We start from the raw sequence: 21,663 nt of genomic DNA, 5'->3' as shown, positions 1-21,663 counted from the left end.
CTCCACACAGGCCGGCTTTTTACCGGCCGGTGAAGGTTAGATTATCAAAGATTACAAATATTGTAAACTAAGTCAAATAAAAAACCCATCCAGCCGAATTTTGAAATGGGAGCGATCTCAGGACTGCTGCTGATGACGGGCCTCGAGCAAGCCCCAGAGGGTGTTTTCTAAATCCTCAATGGCCTTTTTGCTGCCCACCACCGAAAGTGGGGCGGCGTTGCCGTCGTAGAGGTACAGCACCCGGATGGGGAAGAGCCAGTAGCTCACGAAGGCCACTGCCGCCAGGGCCAGCGCGCCGTACTCCAGCAGGGCAGGGCTTACTCTCAGGAGCTGGGGGATGTTGAGCCAGCCCAACGAGCGCAGGCCCAGGCTAACAAGCCCTACAAACAGGCCCACAAACGCCACCGCCAGCAGCCAGTCGCGCATCTGGTAAGAGCGCTCGAGCCGTGTCACCAGCGGAAGGTTGACGCGCACCGAGACCGTGTTATTTCTGAAGCACAGCCAGCCGGTCTCGATGGTGGCTGCGCGGAAGCGCGAACCGCTGGCCGAGTAGCGGTGGGGCAGGGTGATTTTTTGCATGCAACCTCCAAACAACCAATGCCCTTGGGAAGAGCAAGGCCTTCAGGACAGGCCTATTTTGTCATGGGAAACGGGTTTTGCGTAGGGTAGGCAAATGGGTGTTTCCATGCAAACCCTGGGGGCCGGCTGGTCTACAATTTCACCGTGGTCGGGTGGTTCCGGCGCTATTTTGCAGGTCGGCCCGTTGCGCAGGTGGTGGTGGTGCTCACCGCGCTTAACCTGTTCACGGTGCTGGCTTTTACCCTGCTGGTGCCAGCCAGGCCGCTCGAGGTGCCCACCCTGCTGCCCTGGCAAGACCCGGCCCAGACCGCCTGGCGGCTGGGGGCGGCCCTGGCCTTGATGGGGGTGGTGGTCTGGGCAGTGCGGCCCGGACAGCGTGGGGCCTGGGAGTTTGCGCTGCTAATCCTGATCGGGGTTGCGGTGGTGGCCTGGCTCAGCCAGAACTACCTGCCCTTTCTGGCGCTGGGCCTGATTCCAGTGGTGGCCCGCTACTGGATGCCGCTGTGGGCGGTGCTCCTGATTGTGCTGGGCCTGGGCGCTTTGTCGGTCTGGTGGGCCCAGCGCGAGCCGCTGCAAATCACCTTCGAGATTGTGCTGAGCCAGGGCCCCCAGGGCAACACGGCCTGGGGCGCACTGCCGACGCCCGCCGAGTACCCCAACCTGAGCCTGGCTTTCTTCATTTTTATCGGGTTTTTGTACTCGGGGTATGCCCTGTTGACCCTCGAGCTGCTCATAAGGGAGGTACGGGCCCGCGAGGAACTCGAGCGCACCCGCCGCGAGCTCGAGCAAACCTCCCGCCAGGCCGGCATGCTGGAGGAGCGCCAGCGCCTGGCCCGTGAAATTCACGACACCCTGGCCCAGGGGTTTGCCAGCATCGTGGTGCAGCTCGAGGCTGCCGAGATGGCCGCAGAGCACGAGACCTCTGCCGCACGTTACCTGGAGCAGGCCCGGCGGGCTGCCCGCGAAGGCTTGTCGGAAGCCCGCCGGATGGTCTGGGCCCTGCGCCCGGAAATCCTCGAGAACACCTCGCTGCCCGAAGCCCTGCAGCGCTTGCTTCAACGCTGGCAGCAGGAGAGCGGCATCAGCGCCGAGTTCACCCTGACCGGCGACCCCCGGCCGCTGCACCCGGAGCTCGAGGTAGGCCTGCTGCGCGTTGCCCAGGAAGCCCTGACCAACATCCGCAAACACGCCAGAGCCCGCCACGCCACCCTCACCCTTTCTTACCTGGACGATCTGGTGCTGATGGACGTGCAGGACGACGGGGTGGGCCTGCTGCCGCCCACCTCGGGCAGCTTTGGCCTGCGCTCGATGCGCGAACGGGTAGAAGCGCTGGGGGGCCAGATGACGGTGGAAAGCGAACCCGGCCTGGGAACCACCCTGGCCGTGAGCCTGCCTTTGTACCCTCAGCCCTCCATGCAGGAGGTCAAGACCCTATGACCAGTGTACCTGCCATTCGGATTCTTTTGGTAGACGACCACCCCGTGGTGCGGGCGGGTCTGCTGGGGTTGCTCTCCTCCCAGGCCGACTTTAAGGTGGTGGGCGAGGCTTCTAACGGCCTCGAGGCCCTACGCCTGCTCGAGCAGGTCGGGGTTGATGTGGTGCTGATGGATCTGCGCATGCCCCAGATGGACGGGGTCACGGCCATACGGCAGATCCGGGCTCGTTTTGCTGGGGTTCAGGTCTTGGTGTTAACCACCTACGACACCGACTCCGAAATTGTGCGCGCGGTGGAGGCTGGGGCCACCGGCTACCTGCTCAAAGACGTGCCGCGTGAAGAGCTTTTCCGGGCCGTGCGGCTGTGCGCCAGGGGCGAAGCGGTGCTCTCACCCCCGGTAGCAGCCCGTCTACTCGGCCGGATGCGCGGCCCTGCTGAGGAAGTCCTATCGGTGCGCGAACTCGAGGTGCTGGCCCTGGTGGCCAAAGGTTTTTCCAACAAGGAGATCGCCCGCGAGCTCAAGATCAGCGAAGCAACCGTCAAGACCCACCTTTTGCATACCTTCGACAAACTCGGTGTGGACGACCGCACGGCCGCCGTGACGGTAGCCCTGGAAAGGGGCATTCTCCGTCTTGAAGGCTAAAAACTCGGTATTGTGTAGAGGTATGAAGTTCCTGCGCTACCTTGTACCGGTGGGCATTGGACTCTTGATCGCTTTGGCCGACCTTGGCAACGTGGATCTGCTCTTTGCCGGAACCCTGCTGCTTTTGATGGGTTTTGTGGTGGGTTGGTGGTGGCCCCGGCAATGGTGGCTGAGCGGGCTTCTGATGGGGGGAATTCTGCCCTTGGTACAGCTATGGGCCTCGGTGGTGCAGTTTCCCATGCCCTATGTGCCCGACCCGCTGCAGGGCCTGTTGTTGCTGATTCCTGCCTTGCTGATGGCGGGCTTTGGGGCCATCGTACACAACAAAACACCCTACACCCCCGCCGCGCTGCGGGCCCGTCTGCGCCGGGCCCAGCAGGCCGACCACCACGACTACGAGCAGCCCTGAGCCCTGCTACACAGCCTCGATGGCCTTGTACACCTCACGCACGAACTGCTGGGTTTTTTCGTCCAGATCGTGTATGGCCCAGGGAATGGTTTTGGTGCCTGGCCAGCGCTCGAACAGGGTATTGAGCCACTGCAACAAAAGGTTGGGGGTCATGGGCCCCGAGGCCTGGTAGTGGGTCTCGGCATTGGCTAGGACGATCTTGCCCAGGGCCTCGTAGTGGCTGGGAGAGGTGTGCTTGACGATAATACGAAAGGTGTCGCCTGCTTCTTGCCCCACACACTCGAGCACCTGATGCCCAGCCAGGCTGTTTATTTTTTGTAGTGTGAGCATACCCTTATGGTACGGGCCGGCTGGGCTGGTTTCCAGTGGTGCTGGCCAGGGCCCCCGAAAATCACACGGCGGCTATCCTGCCGTGGGCACCGATAGCCGCCGTATGTGAGTTGGGAGGGGAACGATACTGCCGAGATGCCTTTCTGCTCACTTCGGTGGGCTTGAATCTGCACCTCGGACTGTACATGGCGGTGAAGGATTCAAGCGAGACTGCTATTATCCCTTCACCACAATGTTGAGGAGCTTGCCCGGCACGTAGATTTCCTTGAGCACTTCCTTGCCCGCGATGTGCTGCTGCACGTTGGGCAGTGTGCGTGCAATGCGCTTGATCTCTTCCTCACTGGCCTGGGTGCTGACGGTGGCTTTGCCGCGCAGCTTGCCGTTGACCTGCACCACCAGCTCGAAGCTATCGGCCACCAGGGCGGCCTCGTCCACCTTTGGCCAGGGGGCGTGGAAGACCGAGCCCTCATAAAACTCGTGCCACAGCTCCTCGGCCAGGTGGGGGGCGAAGGGGGCCAGCATCTGGATATAGCGCAGCACCGCCTCGCGGAAGACTGGGGTGACCCCTTCGGCTTTGCGGTAGTCGTTTAAGGCGTTGAGCAGCTCCATCAGGGCGGCGATGGCGGTGTTGAAGCGCAGGGCCTCGAGGTCCTCGGTCACCTTTTGGATGGTCTGGTGCAGCTTCTGGTACAAAGCCTTGTGCGCTCCTTCCAGCCGGGCGGGCTCGAGCAGCTCGGGCTGGGCCTTGAGCTCGGCCCGCTGCTCGGCCACCAGCCGGTACACCCGGTTCAGGTAGCGCCAGGCCCCCTGCACCCCCTCCTCGGTCCAGATCATCTCGTTCTCGGGCGGGGCGGCGAACAGGATGGTCACCCGGGCGATGTCGGCCCCCTGCTCCCTGACAAAAGGCCCCACCATCACCCCGTTGCCCAGGCTCTTGCTCATCACCGCCGGTTTCCAGAAGTAGGTTTTGCCCCCTTCCTCGCGCAGCTCGGCCCCGCTCTTCTGGGCCTCCTCGAGGGTGAGGCCCTGCTCGAGCTCGAGCTTGCTGCGCCGGGCGTCATCCAAAAAGTAGATGCGCCCCTCGCGCACCTCCACCTCGCCCACGTTGGTCCAGCCCATCACCATGCCCTGGGTGAAAAGGCCCTCGAAGGGTTCCTCGGCTTCTACCAGGCCCAGGTCGTGCAAAAACTTGGTAAAAAACCGGCTGTACAGGAGGTGCAGAATGGCGTGCTCGATCCCGCCGATGTACTGATCCACCGGCATCCAGAAGTTGGCCTTCTCGGGGTCGAAGGGCGCCTGGGGGTTTTGGGCATCGGTGTAGCGCAGGAAGTACCAGGACGAGTCGAAAAAGGTGTCCATGGTATCGGTGTCGCGCCGGGCCTTCCCGCCGCACCTGGGGCAGGTGCATTCGTAGAACTCGGGGTGCGCGGCCAGCGGGCTTTTGCCCTTGGGCCGGATGTCCTCCACGTCCTTCAGGGTGGGCAGCACCACCGGCAGCTCTTCGTAGGGCACCGGCACGATGCCGCAGCTATCGCAGTGGATCATGGGGATGGGGGTGCCCCAGTAGCGCTGGCGGCTGATCAGCCAGTCGCGCAGGCGGTAGTTGACCTTGCCCTGGCCAATGCCCTTTTCCTCCATCCAGGCGATGATTTTTTTCTTGGCTTCCTCCACATACAGGCCGTTCAGGAAGCCGGAGTTAATGGCCGGCCCGTCCTCGGTGTAGGCTTTGCCCTGCCAGCCCGCGGGCGGCTCGACGGTGCGGATGATCTCCAGCCCGAACTTCTCGGCAAACTCCCAGTCGCGCTCGTCCTGGCCGGGCACGGCCATGATGGCCCCGGTGCCGTAGCCTGCGAGCACATAGTCGGCGACCCAGATGGGAATCTCCTTGCCGCTCGCCGGGTTGATGGCGTAGGCCCCGGTAAAGACCCCGGTCTTCTCGCGGTCTTCCATCTGCCGCTCGACCTCGCTCTTCATGCGGGCCGCCGCCACATAGGCCTCCACGGCGGCTTTTTGTTCGGGCGTGGTGATGAGCGGTACCAGCTCGTGTTCGGGGGCCAGCACCATGAAGGTAGCGCCAAAGATGGTGTCGGGGCGGGTGGAGAAGACCCGGATCTTCAGGTCGTGGCCCTTCACCTGGAAGTCGAACTCGGCGCCGGTGCTCTTGCCGATCCAGGCCCGCTGCATGGCCTTGACCTTCTCGGGCCAGCGGGGCAGTTTGTCCAGGTCGTTCAAAAGCCGCTCGGCGTAGTCGGTAATCTTGAGGTACCACTGCTCGAGCTCGCGCTTTTCCACCAGCGCCCCACTGCGCCAGCCGCGCCCATCGATCACCTGCTCGTTGGCCAGCACGCTCTGCTCGACGGGATCCCAGTTGACCAGGCTTTTCTTGCGGTAGACCAGGCCCCGCTCGTACATCTTGAGGAAGATCCACTGGTTCCACTTGTAGTACTCGGGCAGGCAGGTGGTGACCTCGCGGCTCCAGTCGTAGCGGATGCCCATCAGGGCCAGCGACTCCTTGGACTGCCTTATGTTGCTAAAGGTCCAGTCGGCGGGGCTCACCCCGAACTTCAGGGCGGCGTTTTCGGCGGGCAGGCCGAAGGCGTCCCAGCCGAAGGGGTGCAGCACGCTGTAGCCCTGCTGTACCCGGAAACGGGCCAGCGCATCGCCCATGGTGTAGTTCTTGAGGTGGCCCATGTGCAGGTCACCCGAGGGGTAGGGGAACATCACCAGAATATAGGCCTTTTTGCCGCCCTTGCCCTCGGTGGCCTTCAGAAGACCAATCTCTTCCCAGTATTGTTGCCATCTGGGCTCGAGTTCGTGGGGGTTGTATTTGTCGGTTGTGATCATGACGCCTCTCCGGTTTCCAACGGGTCATTGTATTGCGACCCGGACAAAAGGGGAACTGTTTAAACAAAAAACCCCCCTACCCGTAGGGGAGCCTCCTGGATCGGGGGCCTCCCTTAGGTCTGAGCTAGCCGAATGCAGCCCTGCATGGCCATATGCTAGCACACCCCCAGGAAACCCAGAAGAAGCCGAGGGCGGTCGAGCGGCTGGCCGAATCCTGGGGCGGCCGACCATCCGTTAAAAGGGCCTCTCCCAAGGAGAGGCCCCAGGTGCAGGACTTGCCAGATTAGGGCATTCGGGCCTGCACGCCGGGCTGCAAAAACTCGTTGGTGTAGAAGGTGCTGGCCGGCAGATCGGTCTGGATCCGGCCGGTGGACTTCAGCAGGTTAAGGCTGCTGACCCAGGCCTGGGGGTTGCTGAAGCCCAGCCCATGCTGGCGGGTATAGGGCGACTCGTAGAGCCGGATGGAGGCTTGCAGTACCGCCATGCGTTCCTGGCCCAGGTTGGGCACGAAGCGCCGGGCGGCCTCGAAGGCCCGCATGGGTTCGCGCAGGGTGAGGGCCAGGCCCTCCTGCGAGGCGGCCAGGAAGCGGCGCACGCGCTCGGGGTTCTCCAGCACCCGGTCGGTGGTGATGACGCCGTTGCCGGGGCTGCGGTTGTAGGGCCCGGCGGGGATGACGTTGAGTTTTACGCCTTTCTCGCGCAGGAAGACCGGCTCGTTGTTGATAAAGCCCATGGCCACGTCCACCCGGCCCGAGACCACTGCCTCGGCCTGGGTAAAGCCGATCTGCAGAATCTTGACCTCGCTTTCCTTGAGGCCGGCGGCCCTCAGTATGGCCTGGAGCGAGGTCAGCGAGACCCCGAACATGCCCGGCATGCCGATGGTTTTGCCCTTGAGGTCGCGCACCGAGCGGATGTTTTTTTCCGCCAGGGAGAACAGGGCATTGGGCACCGACTGGTACATGGCCATCACGTACTTGAAGGGGGTGGCCTGGGGGTTCTTGCTGCGCAGCGCGATCACGTCCTCGGCATCCCCTACCACAAAGTCGAGCCGGCCCTGGGCCAAGAGGGGGTAGAGCTCGCTCACGAAGCCGTGCTGGAACTCGACCTCGAGGCCCTGTCGGGCATACAGGCCCTCCACCACTGCCGCGTAAAAGGGGGCAAACTGCACATCGGGCAGATAACCCAGCCCCACCCGCACCTTTTGGGTTTGGGCCATTCCAAGTGACAACAACACCATCAACAAAAGTACAAGTTTGCGCATGGTTGTTTCCTCAACACACCGTGCTACCTACACGGGATCGAAGCAGGCACGAACTGCGTTCGACCCAACCTTACTAACTGGCGCTGTGATGAGGATTTTAGGTGGTATTACACATCCTGCTTCGCCCAGGCACAGGGGCACCTGGGCTTCACCCCTTCTCCCATCCGGACTGTTACCGTCGGCTTGCGATTCTCACGCAATCGGGCCTGGATGTGCTGCGATTTCCAGGCTTCGCGGGCTGAGGCAGACCTGCCATCACCGCCGGTGGGGACTTGCACCCCGCCCTGAAGGAATCGGGCCATTGGGCCCAAGCAGAGTCTAAGCATAAACCCGGCCTGTGCAAAGTAGGGCAGGCCAGTTTTAGTTGTCTTGGGGTTCCTGCTTGCAGTTAATCCGCGCCCACCCGGTATGCTGAACCCATGCGCGTCCGGCGCCAACCGCCAACTGCCCACCAGCCGCCTATGCCGGAAAGCCTGCCCCCCACGGTGATTCGGCTTACCGATCTGGGGGTTCAATTCGATGGGCGCGAGGTGCTCAAAGGCGTAGACCTCGAGGTGAAAAGGGGCGAGTTTATCGCCATCATCGGGCCTTCCGGCGGGGGCAAGAGCACCCTTTTGCGGGTGATTGCGGGTTTGCAGAAAGCCCATCAGGGCCAGGTGGAGGTGGCAGGGCAGCCGGCCATGGTCTTCCAGGATTACCGGCTGCTGCCCTGGCGCACCGTGGAGCAGAACATCCGGCTTCCCATCGAGCTCACCGGGCGCGGGAAAATCGAGACCCACTTGGGCATGAAGCCCTACCTGAAGCTCTATCCCCACCAGCTTTCCGGCGGGATGAAGGCCCGCGTGGCCATCGCCCGGGCCCTGGCCCAGGAGGCCGAGGTGCTCCTGATGGACGAGCCTTTCGCGGCGCTGGATGCGTTGGTGCGGGAGCGCTTCAACCTCGAGCTCAAGCAGCTGCACGAGCGCACCGGTAAAACCATTCTGTTCGTGACCCACAGCATCCGCGAGGCGGTGTATCTGGCCGACCGGGTGGTGGTGCTGACCGGGGGCCGGATTGACACCATCCTGGAGACCAAAGACCAGGGCCGCATCACCGCATTTACCGACGGCCTCGAGGCCGAGCTGCGCGAGCGGCTGGGGGTGGTGGACTCCACCTTCATCGAGCCGCCCCCCAAGCCCCTGCGCCCGCCCTGGGAGATCTTTGGGGTGCTGGGCCTGGGTGGCCTGTTTTTCCTGATCTGGAGCCTTTTGGCCGCACGAATACCGCTGTTTGTCCCATCCCCGGCGGAGGTGGGGCAGGCCATGGTGGCCAACTTCCCCTTGCTGCTGCAAAGCGCCTGGGCGACGCTCGAGGCGGCTTTTCTGGGCATCGCCGGTTCGCTTTTGCTGGGGCTGCCGCTGGGGTATGCCATGGGGCGCAGCCGGGCCCTGGAGCGGCTGTTCTCGCCCTTCATCGTGGCTTTGCAGGCGGTGCCCACCATCATCATCGCGCCCTTGCTGGTGATCTGGTTTGGCTATGGCCTTAGCTCCAAGATCATTACCGTGATTCTTATTTCGATTTTTCCCGTTCTGGTGAGCACCATGGTGGGGGTGCGGGAGGTGGATCGGGTCTACCGGGAGGTCTTCCAGACCATGGGGGCCAGCGCCTGGGGGGTGTTCAGCAAGCTCGAGTTCCCCGGGGCTTTGCCGGTGGTGCTGGGGGGGCTGCGCCTCACGGTCTCGCTGGCCTTGATTGGGGCGGTGGTGGCGGAGTTTGTGTTTGGTGGGGCCGGGCTGGGGTATCTGGCCAACAGCGAGCGGCTCAACTTCCGCTACGCCAACGCCTTTGCCGCGGTGGGGGTTACGGTGGTGCTGGGCATTGCCCTCTACGGGCTGGTGGCCTGGCTGGAAAGCTTCGTGCTGCGCTACCGCCGTCGCTAGGTTCCCCTTGCAAACCGGCGGGGTCTGGGTTGAGATAGTAGGGTGCGTCTGGAACTGGAAAGGCTGTTCGAACTGGCCGATGAGGGGGTGCGGGCGCGGGGCGAGGCGCTTTTTTTGCGGGGGGCAATCCTCGAGGCCACCCGCAGCCGGGGCCGCTGGCAGGCGCGGGTGCAGGGGAGCGCGCCTTTCCCTTACCGGGTGGAAATCAACCAAAGCCGGGGCGAGTGGTCGTGTACCTGCCCGTATGAGTGGGGGCCGGTCTGCAAGCATGTGGTGGCGGTGGCCCTGGCCGCCTTGGAGGCGCCGGAGCTTTTCACCCAGAAGAGGCTGGGCCAGCCGGCCGGCCTCAGGGCCTTGCGCAAGCTCTCCGACGGGGAACTCCTGGAGCTGCTGTGGCAGCTGGCCGAGGAGCGCCCCGAGCTTATGCAGGAGTTTGCCTACAACCTGCTGCAGCGCTTTGAGTGAGGCGCAAACCCTATAGGGTGTCGCTCGAGCGGTCGGTCAAAATTTTGGCCAGAACGGCCCCCACCAGCAGAATCCACATGGTCAGGTAAAAGCCCACCAGTGCAAGCAAAAACCCCGCAATGGGCCCGTAAATCAGCTCGTACTGGGTGCGGGGCAGGAGCAGGGGCAGCCCCAGGCGCAGGCCCTCCCAGGCCAAAGCCGCCAGGGTGGCCGCGGCCATGGCGGCCAGCACCCGGGGGGTGGGGACGGGCAGCAGCATATAGGTCAGGAAAAAGAGCAGCAGCGCGCCCAGGATGGGCACCACCACTTCCACCCCGTTGCGCAAAAAGCCAAGCTCGGCGGGCAGGTAGCGCAGCAGAAAGCCCATGGCCAGGCCCAGCAGGGTTAGCAGGATCAGGGCCAGTCCCAGCAGCAAGGGGGCCAGCAGGCCCGCAATGCGCCCGCGCAGGACGGCCAGCAGCGCCCCCGCCCGCCCTGGGGGCCTGGCTATGAAGATGGGCGCTGGGGGGATGGCCCGGTCGGGCCGCGGGGCAGCCGCGCCAAAGATGAGGCCCAGGGCATAGGCCAGGGCGGCAAAGAAATTGCTGCTGGCCCACAATAACACCAGCAGGCTGGCCAGGGTGAGGGGAAAGGCCCCTCGAGTGAGAAAGTTCACCACGGTCTGGGCCAGGTCGGGCTGGGTGGGGAAGAGCAGCACCACCAGCTCGATGAGCCGCACCAGCACCGCGCTGCGCAGGCCCTCGTTGCCGGAGAGCACAAAGCCAAAGGCCCCGGCCAGCAGAATCAGCAGGGGCATCAGGCTGAATAGGGCATAGTAGGCCAGCGCCGCCGAGAAAAACGGGATGTGCGAGCGCGTGTATAGCTGGTAAACCTGCCCGATGAGGTGCGGCATGGGTCACGACTTGGGGCAATAAATCCGGGTTCGTTAGTCGCGCACCTGCCCGCTGCCCAGGGCCACAAACTTGGTGGTGGTGAGCTCCCGCACCCCCATGGGGCCATAGGCGTGCAGCTTGCTGGTGGAGATGCCGATCTCGGCCCCCAGGCCTAGCTGAAAGCCATCGTTGAAGCGGGGCGAGGCGTTCACCAGCACCAGCGAGGCGTCCACCTCCCGCAAAAAGCGCATGGCGTGGGCGTGGTGATTGGTGCAGATCACCTCGGTGTGGTGCGAGCCGTAGCGGGCGATGTGCTCTATGGCCTCTTCCAGCGAGTCCACCACCTTCACGGTCAGAATCAGATCCAGATACTCGGTCTGCCAGTCCTCGGGGGTGGCCGGTTTGGCCGGGATGAGGGCGCAGGTGGCCTCGTCGCCGCGCAGCTCCACCCCGGCCTCCTGCATGGCCCGGGCCAGCAGGGGCAAAAACACCGGGGCAATGCGCTGGTGCACCAGCACTTTCTCCAGGCTGTTGCAGGTGCTGGGGCGCTGGGCTTTGCCGTTCAGGGCTATCTGCACCGCGCGCTCGAGGTCGGCGCTCTCGTCCACAAACAGGTGATTGACCCCCTCGGCGTGGGCCAGCACCGGCATCCGGGCTTCGCGCTGCACCAGCTCGATCAGCTCCTTGCCCCCCCGGGGGATGATCAGATCCAACAGGCCCGCCAGGTGGCACATCTCCACGATGGCGCTGCGGTCGGTGGTGGGCACCAGCTGGATGGCTTCCCTGGGCAGCCCGGCCTCCTGCAGGGCGGCTTGCATCAGGCCGACCAGGGCACGGTTGGAGTGCCAGGCCTCCTTGCCTCCCCGCAGCAGGATGGCGTTCCCGGCCTTGAGGCAGAGGGCGCTGGCCTCCACGGTGGCGTTGGGGCGCGACTCGTAGATAAAGCCGATCACCCCCAGCGGGACGCGCATCCGCCCTACCTGCAGGCCGTTGGGCCGGATCTGCAAGCCTTCAATTTCGCCGACTGGGTCGGGCATCTCGGCTACCTGCTGCAAGCCGGTACGCAGGTCGCGCAGCACCTTTTCATCCAGGCGCAGCCGGTCGAGCTTGGCCCTGGAGAGCCCGGCGGCCTGGGCGGCCTCGAGGTCCTGGCGGTTGGCGGCGAAAAGGGCCTCTTGCTGGGCTTGAAGCTGCGCTGCTATAGCCAAAAGTGCGGTGTTCTTGGCCCTGGGCGGGGCCGCCGACAAAGCCCGTGCAGCGGCCCTGGCCGCCTGGGCATAGGTTCTGAGTTCGGGGGTGGTGGTCATGGCTATTCCAACATATCACTCGAGCTCCGAGGCCAGGGCAAAGTAGTCGCGGTGGATGGCCTCGTCGGTGTTTTTATAGCCCAGGATGGCCTCAATGTCCCTGGTTTTCCGGCGCTTGATGCGGGAAAGCTCGGCGGCGCTGTAGTTGACCAGGCCCACCCCGATCAGGTTGCCCTGTTCGTCCAGGCATTTAACCGCCTCACCCACCCCAAACTGCCCGCGCACCTCGAGGATGCCCGCCGGCAGAAGCGAGGCCCCGCCCTGGCGTAAGGCCCTGGCCGCCCCGGCATCCACCACCAACTCCCCCTGGGGCTTGGGAAGCTGGTACAGCCAGAGCTTGCGGCCGCTGTAGCGGCGCTGTCCTCCTGCAAAAAGGGTGCCCACCGGCTCGCCCCGCAGGGCCTCGGCAATGCTCTGGGGCCGGGTGCCGGGCAGGAGCAGGGTGGGAATCCCTGCGGCCTGGGCTTTTTCCGCGGCTAGCAGCTTGCTTTTCATTCCGCCGGTGCCCACCTGGTTGGGGCTGTCGCCGGCCATGCGCAGCACCTCGGCATCCACCCGCTCCACGTAGGGGATGGGCTGGGCTTCGGGGTGGGTGCGGGGGTCGGCATCGTAGAGGGCCTCGATGTCGGAGAGCAGGATCAGCAGATCGGCCCCCACCAGCGAGGCAATTAGGGCCGAAAGCTGGTCGTTGTCGCCAAACTTGATCTCCTCCACCATCACCGTGTCGTTCTCGTTGATGATGGGTACAATGCCCCAGGCCAGAAGCGTCTCCAGGGTCTGCCGGGCGTTCAGGTAGCGGTGGCGGTGGGCCAGGTCTTCGGCGGTGAGTAGAATCTGGGCTACCTTCAGGTCGTACCAGCTAAAGGCCTGCTCCCACAGGAGCATCAGCGTGGGCTGCCCGACGGCGGCCAGGGCCCGTTTGCTGGGTAAGGATTTGGGCTTTTCGGTAAGGCCCAGCTTCTGCATGCCGGTGGCCTGGGCCCCCGAGGAAACCAGCACCACCTCCCGCCCCTCGGCCCGCAGGGCGGCCACCTGGGCAGCAATGGCCAGTTGGTGCTGCCGCCCCTGGGGCCCGCTCAGGACGGCGCTGCCCACCTTGATTACCAGCCGGCGATGGGTTTGGGCGGTAAGGGGGAGACGACCGTGCATAGCCTGCGTTATCGTAACGCTTCTTGGGCCATTTCTCACCCAGGCAGGCCGCCCACTCCTCCAGCGCACGGCGGCACCACGGGGGCAGGGCCAGCGCGCTCCCTACGTGCGGTTGCTCGAGCGAGGCAGCTTTCCTGGGCCAACCCGACGTATCCCTATGCCTCGCTGGCGCATCTGGGCAGCCAGCGCACTACCCTGGGGCTGTGGCTCCAGGGTGGCGAAGCTACCCTCTCGACCGAGGGCCTGGAAGCAGGGGGGAGGCTCGAGGTCACGCTGTCAGACGGAATCAACTCTGTTCGACAGGAGTTCGCAAGGTAGCCAGGCTGTGCCAGCGGATTTCTCTTCCGATCCACCGCACCGTTGGCAACCGCCAAAATTCAAAAAACCCAACTCGGTGCCGAAGTAGAGGCATAGAAGACCGCTTATTGCTTTGAGCCCCCGCCCCGAATAGCCCGCACCAGCCAAAACACCGAAGCCGCACAGGCCACCATACCCAGCACCACCGCAGCCATGCCGTAGTCGTGGCCGATACCATAGAACAGGTTTGCAAAACCCGAGCGTCGGCCGGTAAACTCCCGGTCTTGCCCCAGGGTTGCCTCCAAGGCCCCTTCGTAGATCAGGTAGGTCATCAGCAGGCTGAGGATGAGGGCGATGATGGGTCCACGGATGTTCTTCATATCAGGTCTCCTTTCAAAAAACTGCCGCTTGCAACGGTTCAACCGATGTGCAGGTAATCCCCCGGCTTGGCCGGTATCTTGCCCTTGGCCCCGATCATGTTGAACAAAAGCAGGGTGTTGTTCTCCCGCTCGGGGTCGTAGAAGAACCCGTACATGTACACCACCGGCGAGACGTAGGCCGAGCGGTCCGGGGCCACCACCACATGATCGCCGTCCAGCTTGACCCACTCCCAGCCATAGGCCCGGCAGACCTGCTCGCCCCACAGCAGCCCCAGCTCAATGGCCCGGTTCTCCCGCTCATCCTGCGAAAGATCGCGCCGCCTGCGCAGCTTCTCGCACTGGAAGAAGACCTGCTGCACCAGAAGCTTGGGCTCGCTGCTCAGTTGCAGCTTCAGGCGCTCCGCCCGGTTGATGAACTTCACCGCTGCCTGCAGGATGTTCAGGATGCTCTGCCGGTCCTCCTGGCTCAGGGGCTCCTCCACCACCTCCCTGGGCGGGGGGGGCGGCGGGGGTGGGGGTGGTTCGGCCAGCCCCTGCTGCACCAGCAGCATCTGCCGGAAGCGCTGCCACTGGGCGGGGTTGTGCCGGTAGCGCTCGTCGAAGTACTCGGGATCCTGGCTGTCCCAGACCAGTAGGGGCTGCAGGTTGCTGCGCAGACCCGCCGCCTCGATCCGCTCCTTGAGGGCATCGGTGATGAAGTAGCCGTCCAGGGCGTGCTCGGGCATGGCAAAGATGTTTACCCCCTGCAGCAGGGCCTCCTGGAAGCTGAGGATGTAGGCCGACGACAGCTGCGGGCCGAAGGGGCCCTCCTCCCACTTCACCAGGGAGTTGGGCAGGTCGAGGGGAAAGAGCAACCGGGTGACGTTGAGCAGGTAGTAGCGGCCCTCCTGGCAGTCCAGGGGGAGGAGCTCGGCGTCCGGGGCCAGCAGGTCGCCCAGAGCCTCCACCGCCCGCTGGCTCAGGGTGAGGGGGGTGTACAGCCTTCCAAGCCCAAGGGTCGAGAGGTCGGTGGGGGGTTCGTGGGGGTGCAGGCTGCCCTGGCGGACGACCACCACCGGCAGCGGCCGCCAGGGGTGCAGCTGGGGGGGCTGGCCTGCAGTTATTGAGCGATGGATACCAGAATAGAACTTATCTTGCGCCTCGCGGTCGGGCATGGAGAGCCAGGGCCAGCGCGCACACCCCGTGTCCTCGTCGTGGAAGAGTTTCAGCGCGTAAACCCGCATAGCAGCATGGTACCCAGGCTAGAAGGTTCCTGCCGATGGTTTAGCGGTTGCCCAGTGCATCGCTCGGTTAGCCCTTGATGGTGACACTCATCCCCCACCCAGCCGCTGCTCAATAGCCCAAATCCGGACGGCTCTCCCAGCCTTCGTCCTCGATCTCGATCTCGAAGGGCTCCCTGCGGCCGCAACTAACTGCCCAACAGTACTCCTTCCAGGCGAAAATGGCTCGCAGCAGCTCCCAAGCCTTGAAGCGCTGGGTGTTGTTCTCCGGGTCCTCATAGTAGCACGTTACCAGTATCGTGAGACCATCGTTGCTCAGCATGTAGGCGTTGCCCACATCCGTTTCCAGCTTGCGTTGGGGGTTCTTGATCACTTCGTAGATGAAGTCGGTCCAGTCACCATACCACTCGCCGATTCGCTCAGCCGACTCCTCGTCGCTTCGAAGGCGGTTGTAGTACTCCAGGCCTGCGCGGACCTCGGCTTTTAAGAAAACCAACAGATGCCAAGGCGGGCTGTCTGGGGGTATCGGCTCCGCCAGTTCCACGTCGCAGTCGAATCCATGGTCTATCGGATTTTCTTTGCAGAAGAAGCGGTATCTCATCTCCGTCTCAGTATAGGAAATGCTGTGTTCACGTCACCGGCGCGCAGGGTGGGATCCCTCCTGGCCTGGTCTGGTTTCAGCCCTTGTGCCCCGCGACACCCCGCCCGCCTCACTTGTACCGCTCGGGATCGTAGTCGAGGAGCAGGTCGTAGAGAATTTGAACCGCCTCCAGAATGACCGGATGATACTCACCCCAACGGGCCTTGCCCTCCGGGGAGGCAATGTAGCGCAGCAGGTCGCCCACCGCCTCGGTGAAGGCCTTGATGGCCACCTGGTCGTGTTCGTACAATTCAAGGCCTCTATACCACAGCGAGTCTTCGATGGCCTTGGCGAACTCGGGCAGGGCCTGCACGCTGGGGTGGGCCAGGGCATACTCGCAGATCACGTCGTATATGCCACCAGCACCGAACCAGTTTTTACCAGTACCAGGGGTTTCGTACAAACAGATGGTCGCCATGGTCCGATACTATCAGGGCTATCGCAGTATGCGGATACGTTCTGGCGAGACTTCGTTGATCAGCGCCTCCAATGCGGTAGGCGGCCTTGACCCCGGCAACAGCTAGCGCTGCTTGTCAAGTACGGAGGTCGGGATTCTCGCCAAAGCCTCCCGCAGCCTCCAGATCGCGGCCTCGTGAGCCTTGCCAACCTCGGTATCCTTATACAACTCATGCCACATCTCCCACCGATACTTTTCCCACTCAGCCACCGTGCCAGGTTGTGCAATCCAGTAGAGTCTCTCAGCGATCTCTTTGACCATGTACAAGCCGTTATTGGCATCCCCGAGATCAAACTCGGCCTTTACCGCTTCGCTGAGGGGTGGGCCCACCAGTTGGGGTCTCTCGCCGCCCTCTTGCCAGGGAAGGATGGAGGGTATGTACCATGGTCTACCTAGCCAGTCCACCTCAGGTGGGTGCGGATTCCAGTCACCCTCTAACCACCCATAGGTGGGGTTGAGAATGCGCATTATTTCCCAGATAAACTCTAGGCTCGGGTGATCCCAGGGCAGGAAACTTTGATTTTTTTCGCTCGGGTAGGCCAAATCCAACAGTAGATAGCCGTGTTCGAGCAGGGGTGGGTGTTGTGCCCAGGGACTGAAGGACAGCGTTAGGATTCCTTCACTGGGGTGGCCGCGGTACAAGTTGGTTTTCAGGAGGGTTTCTTCAATGTCGTACTGCGACCGGATGGCCAGATTATCGGCGAGTGGGCGAAGCTGGGCGAAGCGTTTTGGAAAGTCGCTTATTGGCGTTGGATTGACGTAATAGCTCCTATCGTGTACGAACGGGAATGTGGGGTCGGCTTTTCTGAGTGAATCCATGGATTCATCGTCAAGCAACAACTCGTAGGGCTTCAGTAGCGATACCCTATCGAGGAAGCTACTCTCCGACACCACGATGTTGAGGGAGCATTTGAAGCCCATAAGGCCCCTCAGAAGCGAGTCTCGCTAGTTCCTCACGTTGCCGCTACCGTCAATAACGTCGATTCCCTTGGCTCGTAAATTGCTGAGGTACCTGCGGTTATTTAGTAGACTTTCATCAGTTACCAACGTTGCTGGACGCTTACCCAAAACAGTTGCAGCAGCTATTAAGTTCGGTTCCTGTTCTCTATCAACACCCCTGCCATCATACTTTATCTCTATCACACGATCTACGCCATCTTTGCCTGTTGCAAACAAGTCAACCTCAACCGTCCTGCCATCGGGAAGTAAAACCGGGGACGATGGGAACTCCAGGTTCGTCAGATCTGCCCGACGTAGGGTGTCTGCACCTTCTGCTTCCCCTATTATTCCACGAATTCCGCTTGGTTCATTTTGCCTCGCTGCCTTAGCCACAAGTTTTTCGGCACCTTTTATGTACCCCCCTCCGCCATCCGCAGGCGAGCAGCACACGCGTATCAGGGCCTGCAGTAGTCTCGTAGCGGGCACCTCAGCAGTAAAGGCAGACTTGGCGATGTTCTGTACCACCGCCTGAATCGTGGCCGGATCGCACTGGTTTTGAGCAGAGATACCCTGCCCAGTTAGCACCGGACACACCGGAATGTTTCTCAAGCCCCTACCCAAGCGGTCAGCACTGACAACACCGCTCCAGCCCTCGCGGAAAAACAAAGTGGACACTGTCTGGAACTGGCCTCTGAGGGTTGACAGGACGACGGATGGTCGGGCCCGCCCGGTTATTAAGCTGGTTACTGAGGTACGAATCTGGAGCGCAAAGAAGCCCGCCGAGCTCTTGCTAAAGCGGTAGACCCCCTTGAGCCCAGCGGTAATGTCCCCGGCCCCACCGGTGGTCACATCCAGCGCGAGACCTACCCCGGCCAGGAAGGCGATCACCGGGTCAACCCCTCTTCCGCTGGCCCGGTTGTAAAGCTGTTCCAGCAAATCTACGCTGTCCCCAATGATCGGAATAAAGCCCAGGATCAACCGGGCGATCTCACCCGCAGAGCTCTGGGCCCGCAGGCTCTGGCCGGTTAGCTCCAGGCCGCCCTCGATGGCATCGCGCAGATTCAGGTCGTAGAAGCCGACCTCGTCCAGGTTCTTACCAATCAGAATGCGGTTGGTGCGGCTTGGGTAGTCCTCGGGCAGGGTGTAGGGGTAGGTCTCCAGGTTCAGCCCTGCCGGGGCCGCGTAGCTGGCGCTGAGCTGGGTGCAGCCCGAGAGAGTGGCGCCGAAGGGGGCGTACTGGTTGTTGGAACCACAGGGGTTCTGGGGGTTGCCGGAAAACAGGGTGATGGGGCGCAGGTCGAACTGGGTGGTGCCGTCGGCAAAGTTGGCCAGGTTGAGGGCCACCGTCATGCTGGCCCGGCCCCGTACCATTTCATTGCTAATGGAGATGATGCGGGGGTCGGCGAAGCGGGCGTAGAAGACCCCCGAGACGTTGCTCAAGAGGCTACCGGCCTCGTCCACCGCATAAACCGGCAGCTCGAAGAAGACGAAGCCGTTGGGGGAGACCTGGCTCAGGCGGATGTTCACCTGGGCCATCAGCTCGGTCTGGCCCCCCACCTGCACCAGGTACTCCTGCACGCTGGGTCCGCTGGGGAACTGGGTATCGGGCAGCACCGAGAGGATGACCCGCGGTACCCGCAGGCCGGCGAAGGCGGCCAGATCGCTTGCCAATGCCACCGTGGTGCCGCTTTGCAGCTGGGCCTCGGTGCGCAGGGGGGTAAGGCCAGCAGGCAGCGGGCTGGGGAAGGCGGGGCGGAAGACCCGGATGCGGGCGGCAGTGTTGGCCTGGGGGTCTACCCCTTCGTAGTCCCAGGCCAGGCCTTGCGGCTGCGGGAGCCCCCGCACCTGCACGCTGGCCGAGCCCAGCCGGAAGGGGTCGCTGGCGCTGGGGGGTTCGTGGACGGCGGCCAGGCTGTTCACCCCGCTGTGGAGGACGAAGGGGAAGGGGTTGCTGAGTTCCAGGTTGGCGGCCTGGGCCCGCAGGCTGGGGCCGGGTGCGGTGTTGGGGGCTTGGTAGCGGATGCGGCTGCGCTGGGTGCGGCGGTTGAGTTCGTCCTCCAGCGAGAGGGCCTGGAGGGCCCGGTCGGGCCGGGGGCGCACGCCCAGCTTGGAGCTTTGCGCGCCCGCAAAGGGGTTGGGTGCGGTCTGGCTGAAGACCGACTGCCCCTGCGAACCCCCGCCGTAACCGGCCTCGACCCGGGTGGCCGGGCTGCCGGGGGCGTACTGGGTGCCCAGGGTGACCACCGCCTCCTCCTGGTCGGTCTGGCCAAAGCGGTCGCGCACCGTGAGGGTAATGGGGTAGCGCCCGTTGCCGCTGTAGGTTTTGCTGACCTCGGCCCCGGTGGCGCTGGTGCCGTCGCCAAAGTCCCAGGTGTAGGTCAGGGGGCCTTCCCCCTCGGAGGCCGCTGCGCTAAAGATGAAGCTGGTAGGCCCGGTCTGGATACCCTGGATATCGGCGATGGGCACCTCGGCGATGCGGTTGATGCGGGTCTGCTCGATGGCCACCACCCGCCGCTCGGTGCTCTGGCGGCCCAGGCCGGTGGGGCCGGGCTCCTCGTAGATGACCAGGGTCAGGTCGTAGAAGCCCACGTTTCCAAAGGCCCGCTCCACCCGGGGTCCGCTCAGCACCGTGCCGTCGCTGAAGCGCCACTCGTAGGTATAGCCGGTCAGCGGGTACTGCACATCGAAGGCCAGTGGGAAGGGGTCGGCCAGGGCCCGGAACTCGGGCATGTCGTGGATGCTGGGGAGCTGGGCCACCTGCTGCTGGAAGGTGGCGGTCTGGCCGTCGGGGGCGGTGGCGGTGAGGGTGATGGTGTAGTAACCCGGCTGGCGGTACTCGTGGTAGACGGTCTCGCCGGTGGCGGTGGTGCCATCGCCCAGGTTCCAGGTATAGCTCACCCCCTCCTCGCCCCCCTCGGCGGACAGGTAGAAGCCGCTGCCGGCAAACGCGGTGCGGGCGTTCAGGCTGATGCCGGTGGGCAGGGGGGAGCCGCCGTTCTCAGGCACCCCCAGCTGCAGGTCGTCGAAGCGGCAGCCCTCCGCCCCGGCCAGGTAGGCCCCCAGCCAGGTGGTGCCGCTGGGCAGGGTGATCTCGGTGTAGACCTCCTTCCAGTCCAGGGCCCGGTAGTGCACCGGCCGGTCGAAGGTGATGGCGGTCTCGTCGCCCCCTTGCAGGCCCAGGGTGCAGGCCTGGGCGTTGGGGTTGCGCACAAACCCTCGCAAGACCAGCCGCTCCCCAGGGGCCAGCCCGGTGAGGGGAACGATCTGGTAAACCCAGCTCCAGGCCTGGTAGACCAAAGCCTGGCCGCTGCGCCCCTCGGCGGGGGTGGTGGCGCTGCCGGTGGCCAGCGTCCAGTCGTCCAGGTTCTGCTCGAAACCAGGGTTCTTCAGCCGGTTGGAGGCCAGCTCGGGGGCCGGCTCCAAGGGGCGTTTGCTGCCGGCGTAGAGCGAGAGGTCGTCGAAGAGGCAGGTCTGGCCGGGCCCGGCCTGGGCCTGGACGTAGACCTCGGCCCAGAGGGTGCCGCTGGGCAGGGTGAAGCTACGGGTCTGCTGCTGCCAGTCGGGGCCGGTGAAGCTCAGGGGGTAGTCGAAGGTGATGCCCGCGGCGTCCCCGCCCTTGACCCCGATCACGCAGGCCGCCCCCTGCGGCGAGCGGGCCCAGCCCTCCAGGGTGTAGGTGGGGCCTACCTGCACGTACATCCAGGGCAGGCTCTGGGCGGCGTAGGTCCAGTTCTGGGCCTGCAGGGCCTGCCCCCCTTGCCGCCCCGCTACCAGGCTGAGCTGTCCCCCCGCCAGCTCCACCCAGGCGCTAGCACCCTGCTCGAAGTCGGGGTTCCACAACAGCTCCCAGCCCCGGCTGACCGCCTGGGGGGCCATCCCGGCCGGCTGCAGGGTCTGGGCGGGCCGCAGCGCGTAGGGGGGCACGGGCCCCCGGGACAGGCTGGGCCCCTCCCAGTCCAGCCTTAGCCGGGCCGGACCATCCGCGGACTGGTACTCCAGCCGCAGGTTCAGCGGCTGGCCCGCGCGCAGGCGGAGCCGGGTGCTCACCGGCAGCTCCTGGGCTACCAGCCGTCCGTCCAGGTAGAGCCGGGCCTGGCCCTGGCCCACCAGGTGCAGGGTGTACTCGCCGTCCCTGGGGGGTAGCAGGGCGCCTTCGTAGCGGGCCGAGAAGGGCCCCGGCCGCAGACCAGGGGGGAAGCCCGCGAGGGCCGGGCGGGGCTCCAGGCGGGAAAGGGCAGGGCCGCTGAAGCCGGGGTTGGGGTAGAACCGGGCGTTGAGGCCCACCGCGCTGGCGGCGGGGGTGGGGGTGGGGTTGGTGGTGGTAGGAGGTTTGGCCGGCTGGGGTGGTGGGCTGCAGGCCAGCAATATCAGTAGAAGCAATGACCACAGGCCGAGCCAATACCCTTTGCGATGCAGCATAAACAAGCCTCCTGGGTTGCATGACGGAAAGAAGACGTCGCCAGGAGGATACCGGGTAGGTCAAAAAAAAAACAAGGTAGGCGCTGAGTGTGTTTACT

17 protein-coding genes, 1 pseudogene and 1 riboswitch are annotated in these 21,663 nt (G+C 64.0%); of the genes and pseudogenes, 5 read left to right on the top strand and 13 right to left on the bottom strand.

What is annotated here, in order from left to right:
• Positions 1-117: 117 nt before the first annotated feature.
• Positions 118-579 (bottom strand): hypothetical protein, encoded by a 462-nt coding sequence (locus MTAI_RS09540; RefSeq protein ID WP_027888132.1) that lies wholly within the window; start codon positions 577-579, stop codon positions 118-120.
• A 144-nt stretch (positions 580-723) separates the two neighbouring features.
• Here MTAI_RS09540 and MTAI_RS09535 point away from each other — a divergent pair, with 144 nt between their 5' ends.
• From MTAI_RS09535 to MTAI_RS09525, 3 genes are read left to right on the top strand one after another with little or no spacing between them, the layout of a single operon-like run.
• Positions 724-2,016 carry a sensor histidine kinase gene (locus MTAI_RS09535; RefSeq protein WP_027888131.1) on the top strand — a complete coding sequence of 431 codons (1,293 nt, stop codon included), beginning with the start codon at positions 724-726 and terminating at the stop codon, positions 2,014-2,016.
• Positions 2,013-2,657, top strand: a complete 645-nt coding sequence (locus MTAI_RS09530; protein ID WP_036197087.1) for a response regulator — start codon at positions 2,013-2,015, stop codon at positions 2,655-2,657. Before MTAI_RS09535 ends, MTAI_RS09530 begins: the two co-directional genes overlap by 4 nt.
• 22 nt (positions 2,658-2,679) lie before the next feature.
• Positions 2,680-3,066, top strand: coding sequence for a hypothetical protein (locus MTAI_RS09525; protein WP_027888129.1), 387 nt, complete (start codon positions 2,680-2,682; stop codon positions 3,064-3,066).
• Between the two features lie 6 nt (positions 3,067-3,072).
• Here MTAI_RS09525 and MTAI_RS09520 read toward each other — a convergent pair whose 3' ends face one another.
• The 3 genes from MTAI_RS09520 to MTAI_RS09510 form a co-directional block, all read right to left on the bottom strand.
• Complete coding sequence (locus tag MTAI_RS09520; protein WP_027888128.1) at positions 3,073-3,396, bottom strand: hypothetical protein; 324 nt, start codon at positions 3,394-3,396, stop codon at positions 3,073-3,075.
• Between the two features lie 216 nt (positions 3,397-3,612).
• Entirely contained in the window at positions 3,613-6,240 is a 2,628-nt protein-coding gene (gene leuS / locus MTAI_RS09515) for a leucine--tRNA ligase (RefSeq protein ID WP_027888127.1), read from the bottom strand.
• Positions 6,241-6,523: 283 nt separating this feature from the next.
• Entirely contained in the window at positions 6,524-7,501 is a 978-nt protein-coding gene (locus MTAI_RS09510) for an ABC transporter substrate-binding protein (RefSeq protein ID WP_027888126.1), read from the bottom strand.
• A gap of 148 nt (positions 7,502-7,649) precedes the next feature.
• Positions 7,650-7,797: riboswitch (FMN riboswitch) on the bottom strand.
• A gap of 123 nt (positions 7,798-7,920) precedes the next feature.
• Between MTAI_RS09510 and MTAI_RS09505 the strand changes: the two are divergent.
• A pseudogene (locus tag MTAI_RS09505) lies at positions 7,921-9,333 on the top strand (ABC transporter permease subunit); the annotation flags it as partial.
• 129 nt (positions 9,334-9,462) lie between these two features.
• Positions 9,463-9,885, top strand: a complete 423-nt coding sequence (locus tag MTAI_RS09500) for an SWIM zinc finger family protein (RefSeq protein ID WP_027888124.1) — start codon at positions 9,463-9,465, stop codon at positions 9,883-9,885.
• A 10-nt stretch (positions 9,886-9,895) separates the two neighbouring features.
• Here MTAI_RS09500 and MTAI_RS09495 read toward each other — a convergent pair whose 3' ends face one another.
• The 9 genes from MTAI_RS09495 to MTAI_RS15610 form a co-directional block, all read right to left on the bottom strand.
• Positions 9,896-10,777 (bottom strand): YhjD/YihY/BrkB family envelope integrity protein, encoded by an 882-nt coding sequence (locus tag MTAI_RS09495; protein WP_027888123.1) that lies wholly within the window; start codon positions 10,775-10,777, stop codon positions 9,896-9,898.
• A gap of 33 nt (positions 10,778-10,810) precedes the next feature.
• Entirely contained in the window at positions 10,811-12,064 is a 1,254-nt protein-coding gene (locus MTAI_RS09490) for a glutamate-5-semialdehyde dehydrogenase (protein WP_027888122.1), read from the bottom strand.
• Between the two features lie 15 nt (positions 12,065-12,079).
• Positions 12,080-13,213, bottom strand: coding sequence for a glutamate 5-kinase (proB, locus tag MTAI_RS09485; RefSeq protein WP_027888121.1), 1,134 nt, complete (start codon positions 13,211-13,213; stop codon positions 12,080-12,082).
• A gap of 422 nt (positions 13,214-13,635) precedes the next feature.
• On the bottom strand, positions 13,636-13,890 hold the full coding sequence (locus tag MTAI_RS09480; protein ID WP_027888120.1) for a hypothetical protein: 255 nt from the start codon (positions 13,888-13,890) through the stop codon (positions 13,636-13,638).
• Between the two features lie 38 nt (positions 13,891-13,928).
• Positions 13,929-15,113 carry an imm11 family protein gene (locus MTAI_RS09475; RefSeq protein WP_187388533.1) on the bottom strand — a complete coding sequence of 395 codons (1,185 nt, stop codon included), beginning with the start codon at positions 15,111-15,113 and terminating at the stop codon, positions 13,929-13,931.
• Between the two features lie 109 nt (positions 15,114-15,222).
• The gene (locus MTAI_RS09470; RefSeq protein WP_043983433.1) at positions 15,223-15,711 is read right to left on the bottom strand and encodes a hypothetical protein; all 489 of its coding nucleotides are present in this window, start codon (positions 15,709-15,711) and stop codon (positions 15,223-15,225) included.
• Positions 15,712-15,820: 109 nt separating this feature from the next.
• A complete protein-coding gene (locus MTAI_RS09465; protein WP_043983432.1) occupies positions 15,821-16,168 on the bottom strand; it encodes a hypothetical protein in 348 nt (115 codons plus the stop codon).
• A gap of 102 nt (positions 16,169-16,270) precedes the next feature.
• The gene (locus MTAI_RS09460; RefSeq protein WP_027887964.1) at positions 16,271-17,128 is read right to left on the bottom strand and encodes a hypothetical protein; all 858 of its coding nucleotides are present in this window, start codon (positions 17,126-17,128) and stop codon (positions 16,271-16,273) included.
• Positions 17,129-17,152: 24 nt separating this feature from the next.
• Positions 17,153-21,565, bottom strand: coding sequence for a PKD domain-containing protein (locus MTAI_RS15610; RefSeq protein ID WP_081698383.1), 4,413 nt, complete (start codon positions 21,563-21,565; stop codon positions 17,153-17,155).
• Positions 21,566-21,663: the final 98 nt, after the last annotated feature.

Source organism: Meiothermus taiwanensis WR-220 (assembly GCF_003568585.1).
GTDB classification, from domain to species: domain Bacteria; phylum Deinococcota; class Deinococci; order Deinococcales; family Thermaceae; genus Meiothermus; species Meiothermus taiwanensis.
This window is presented reverse-complemented; position numbering and strand designations above follow the sequence as displayed.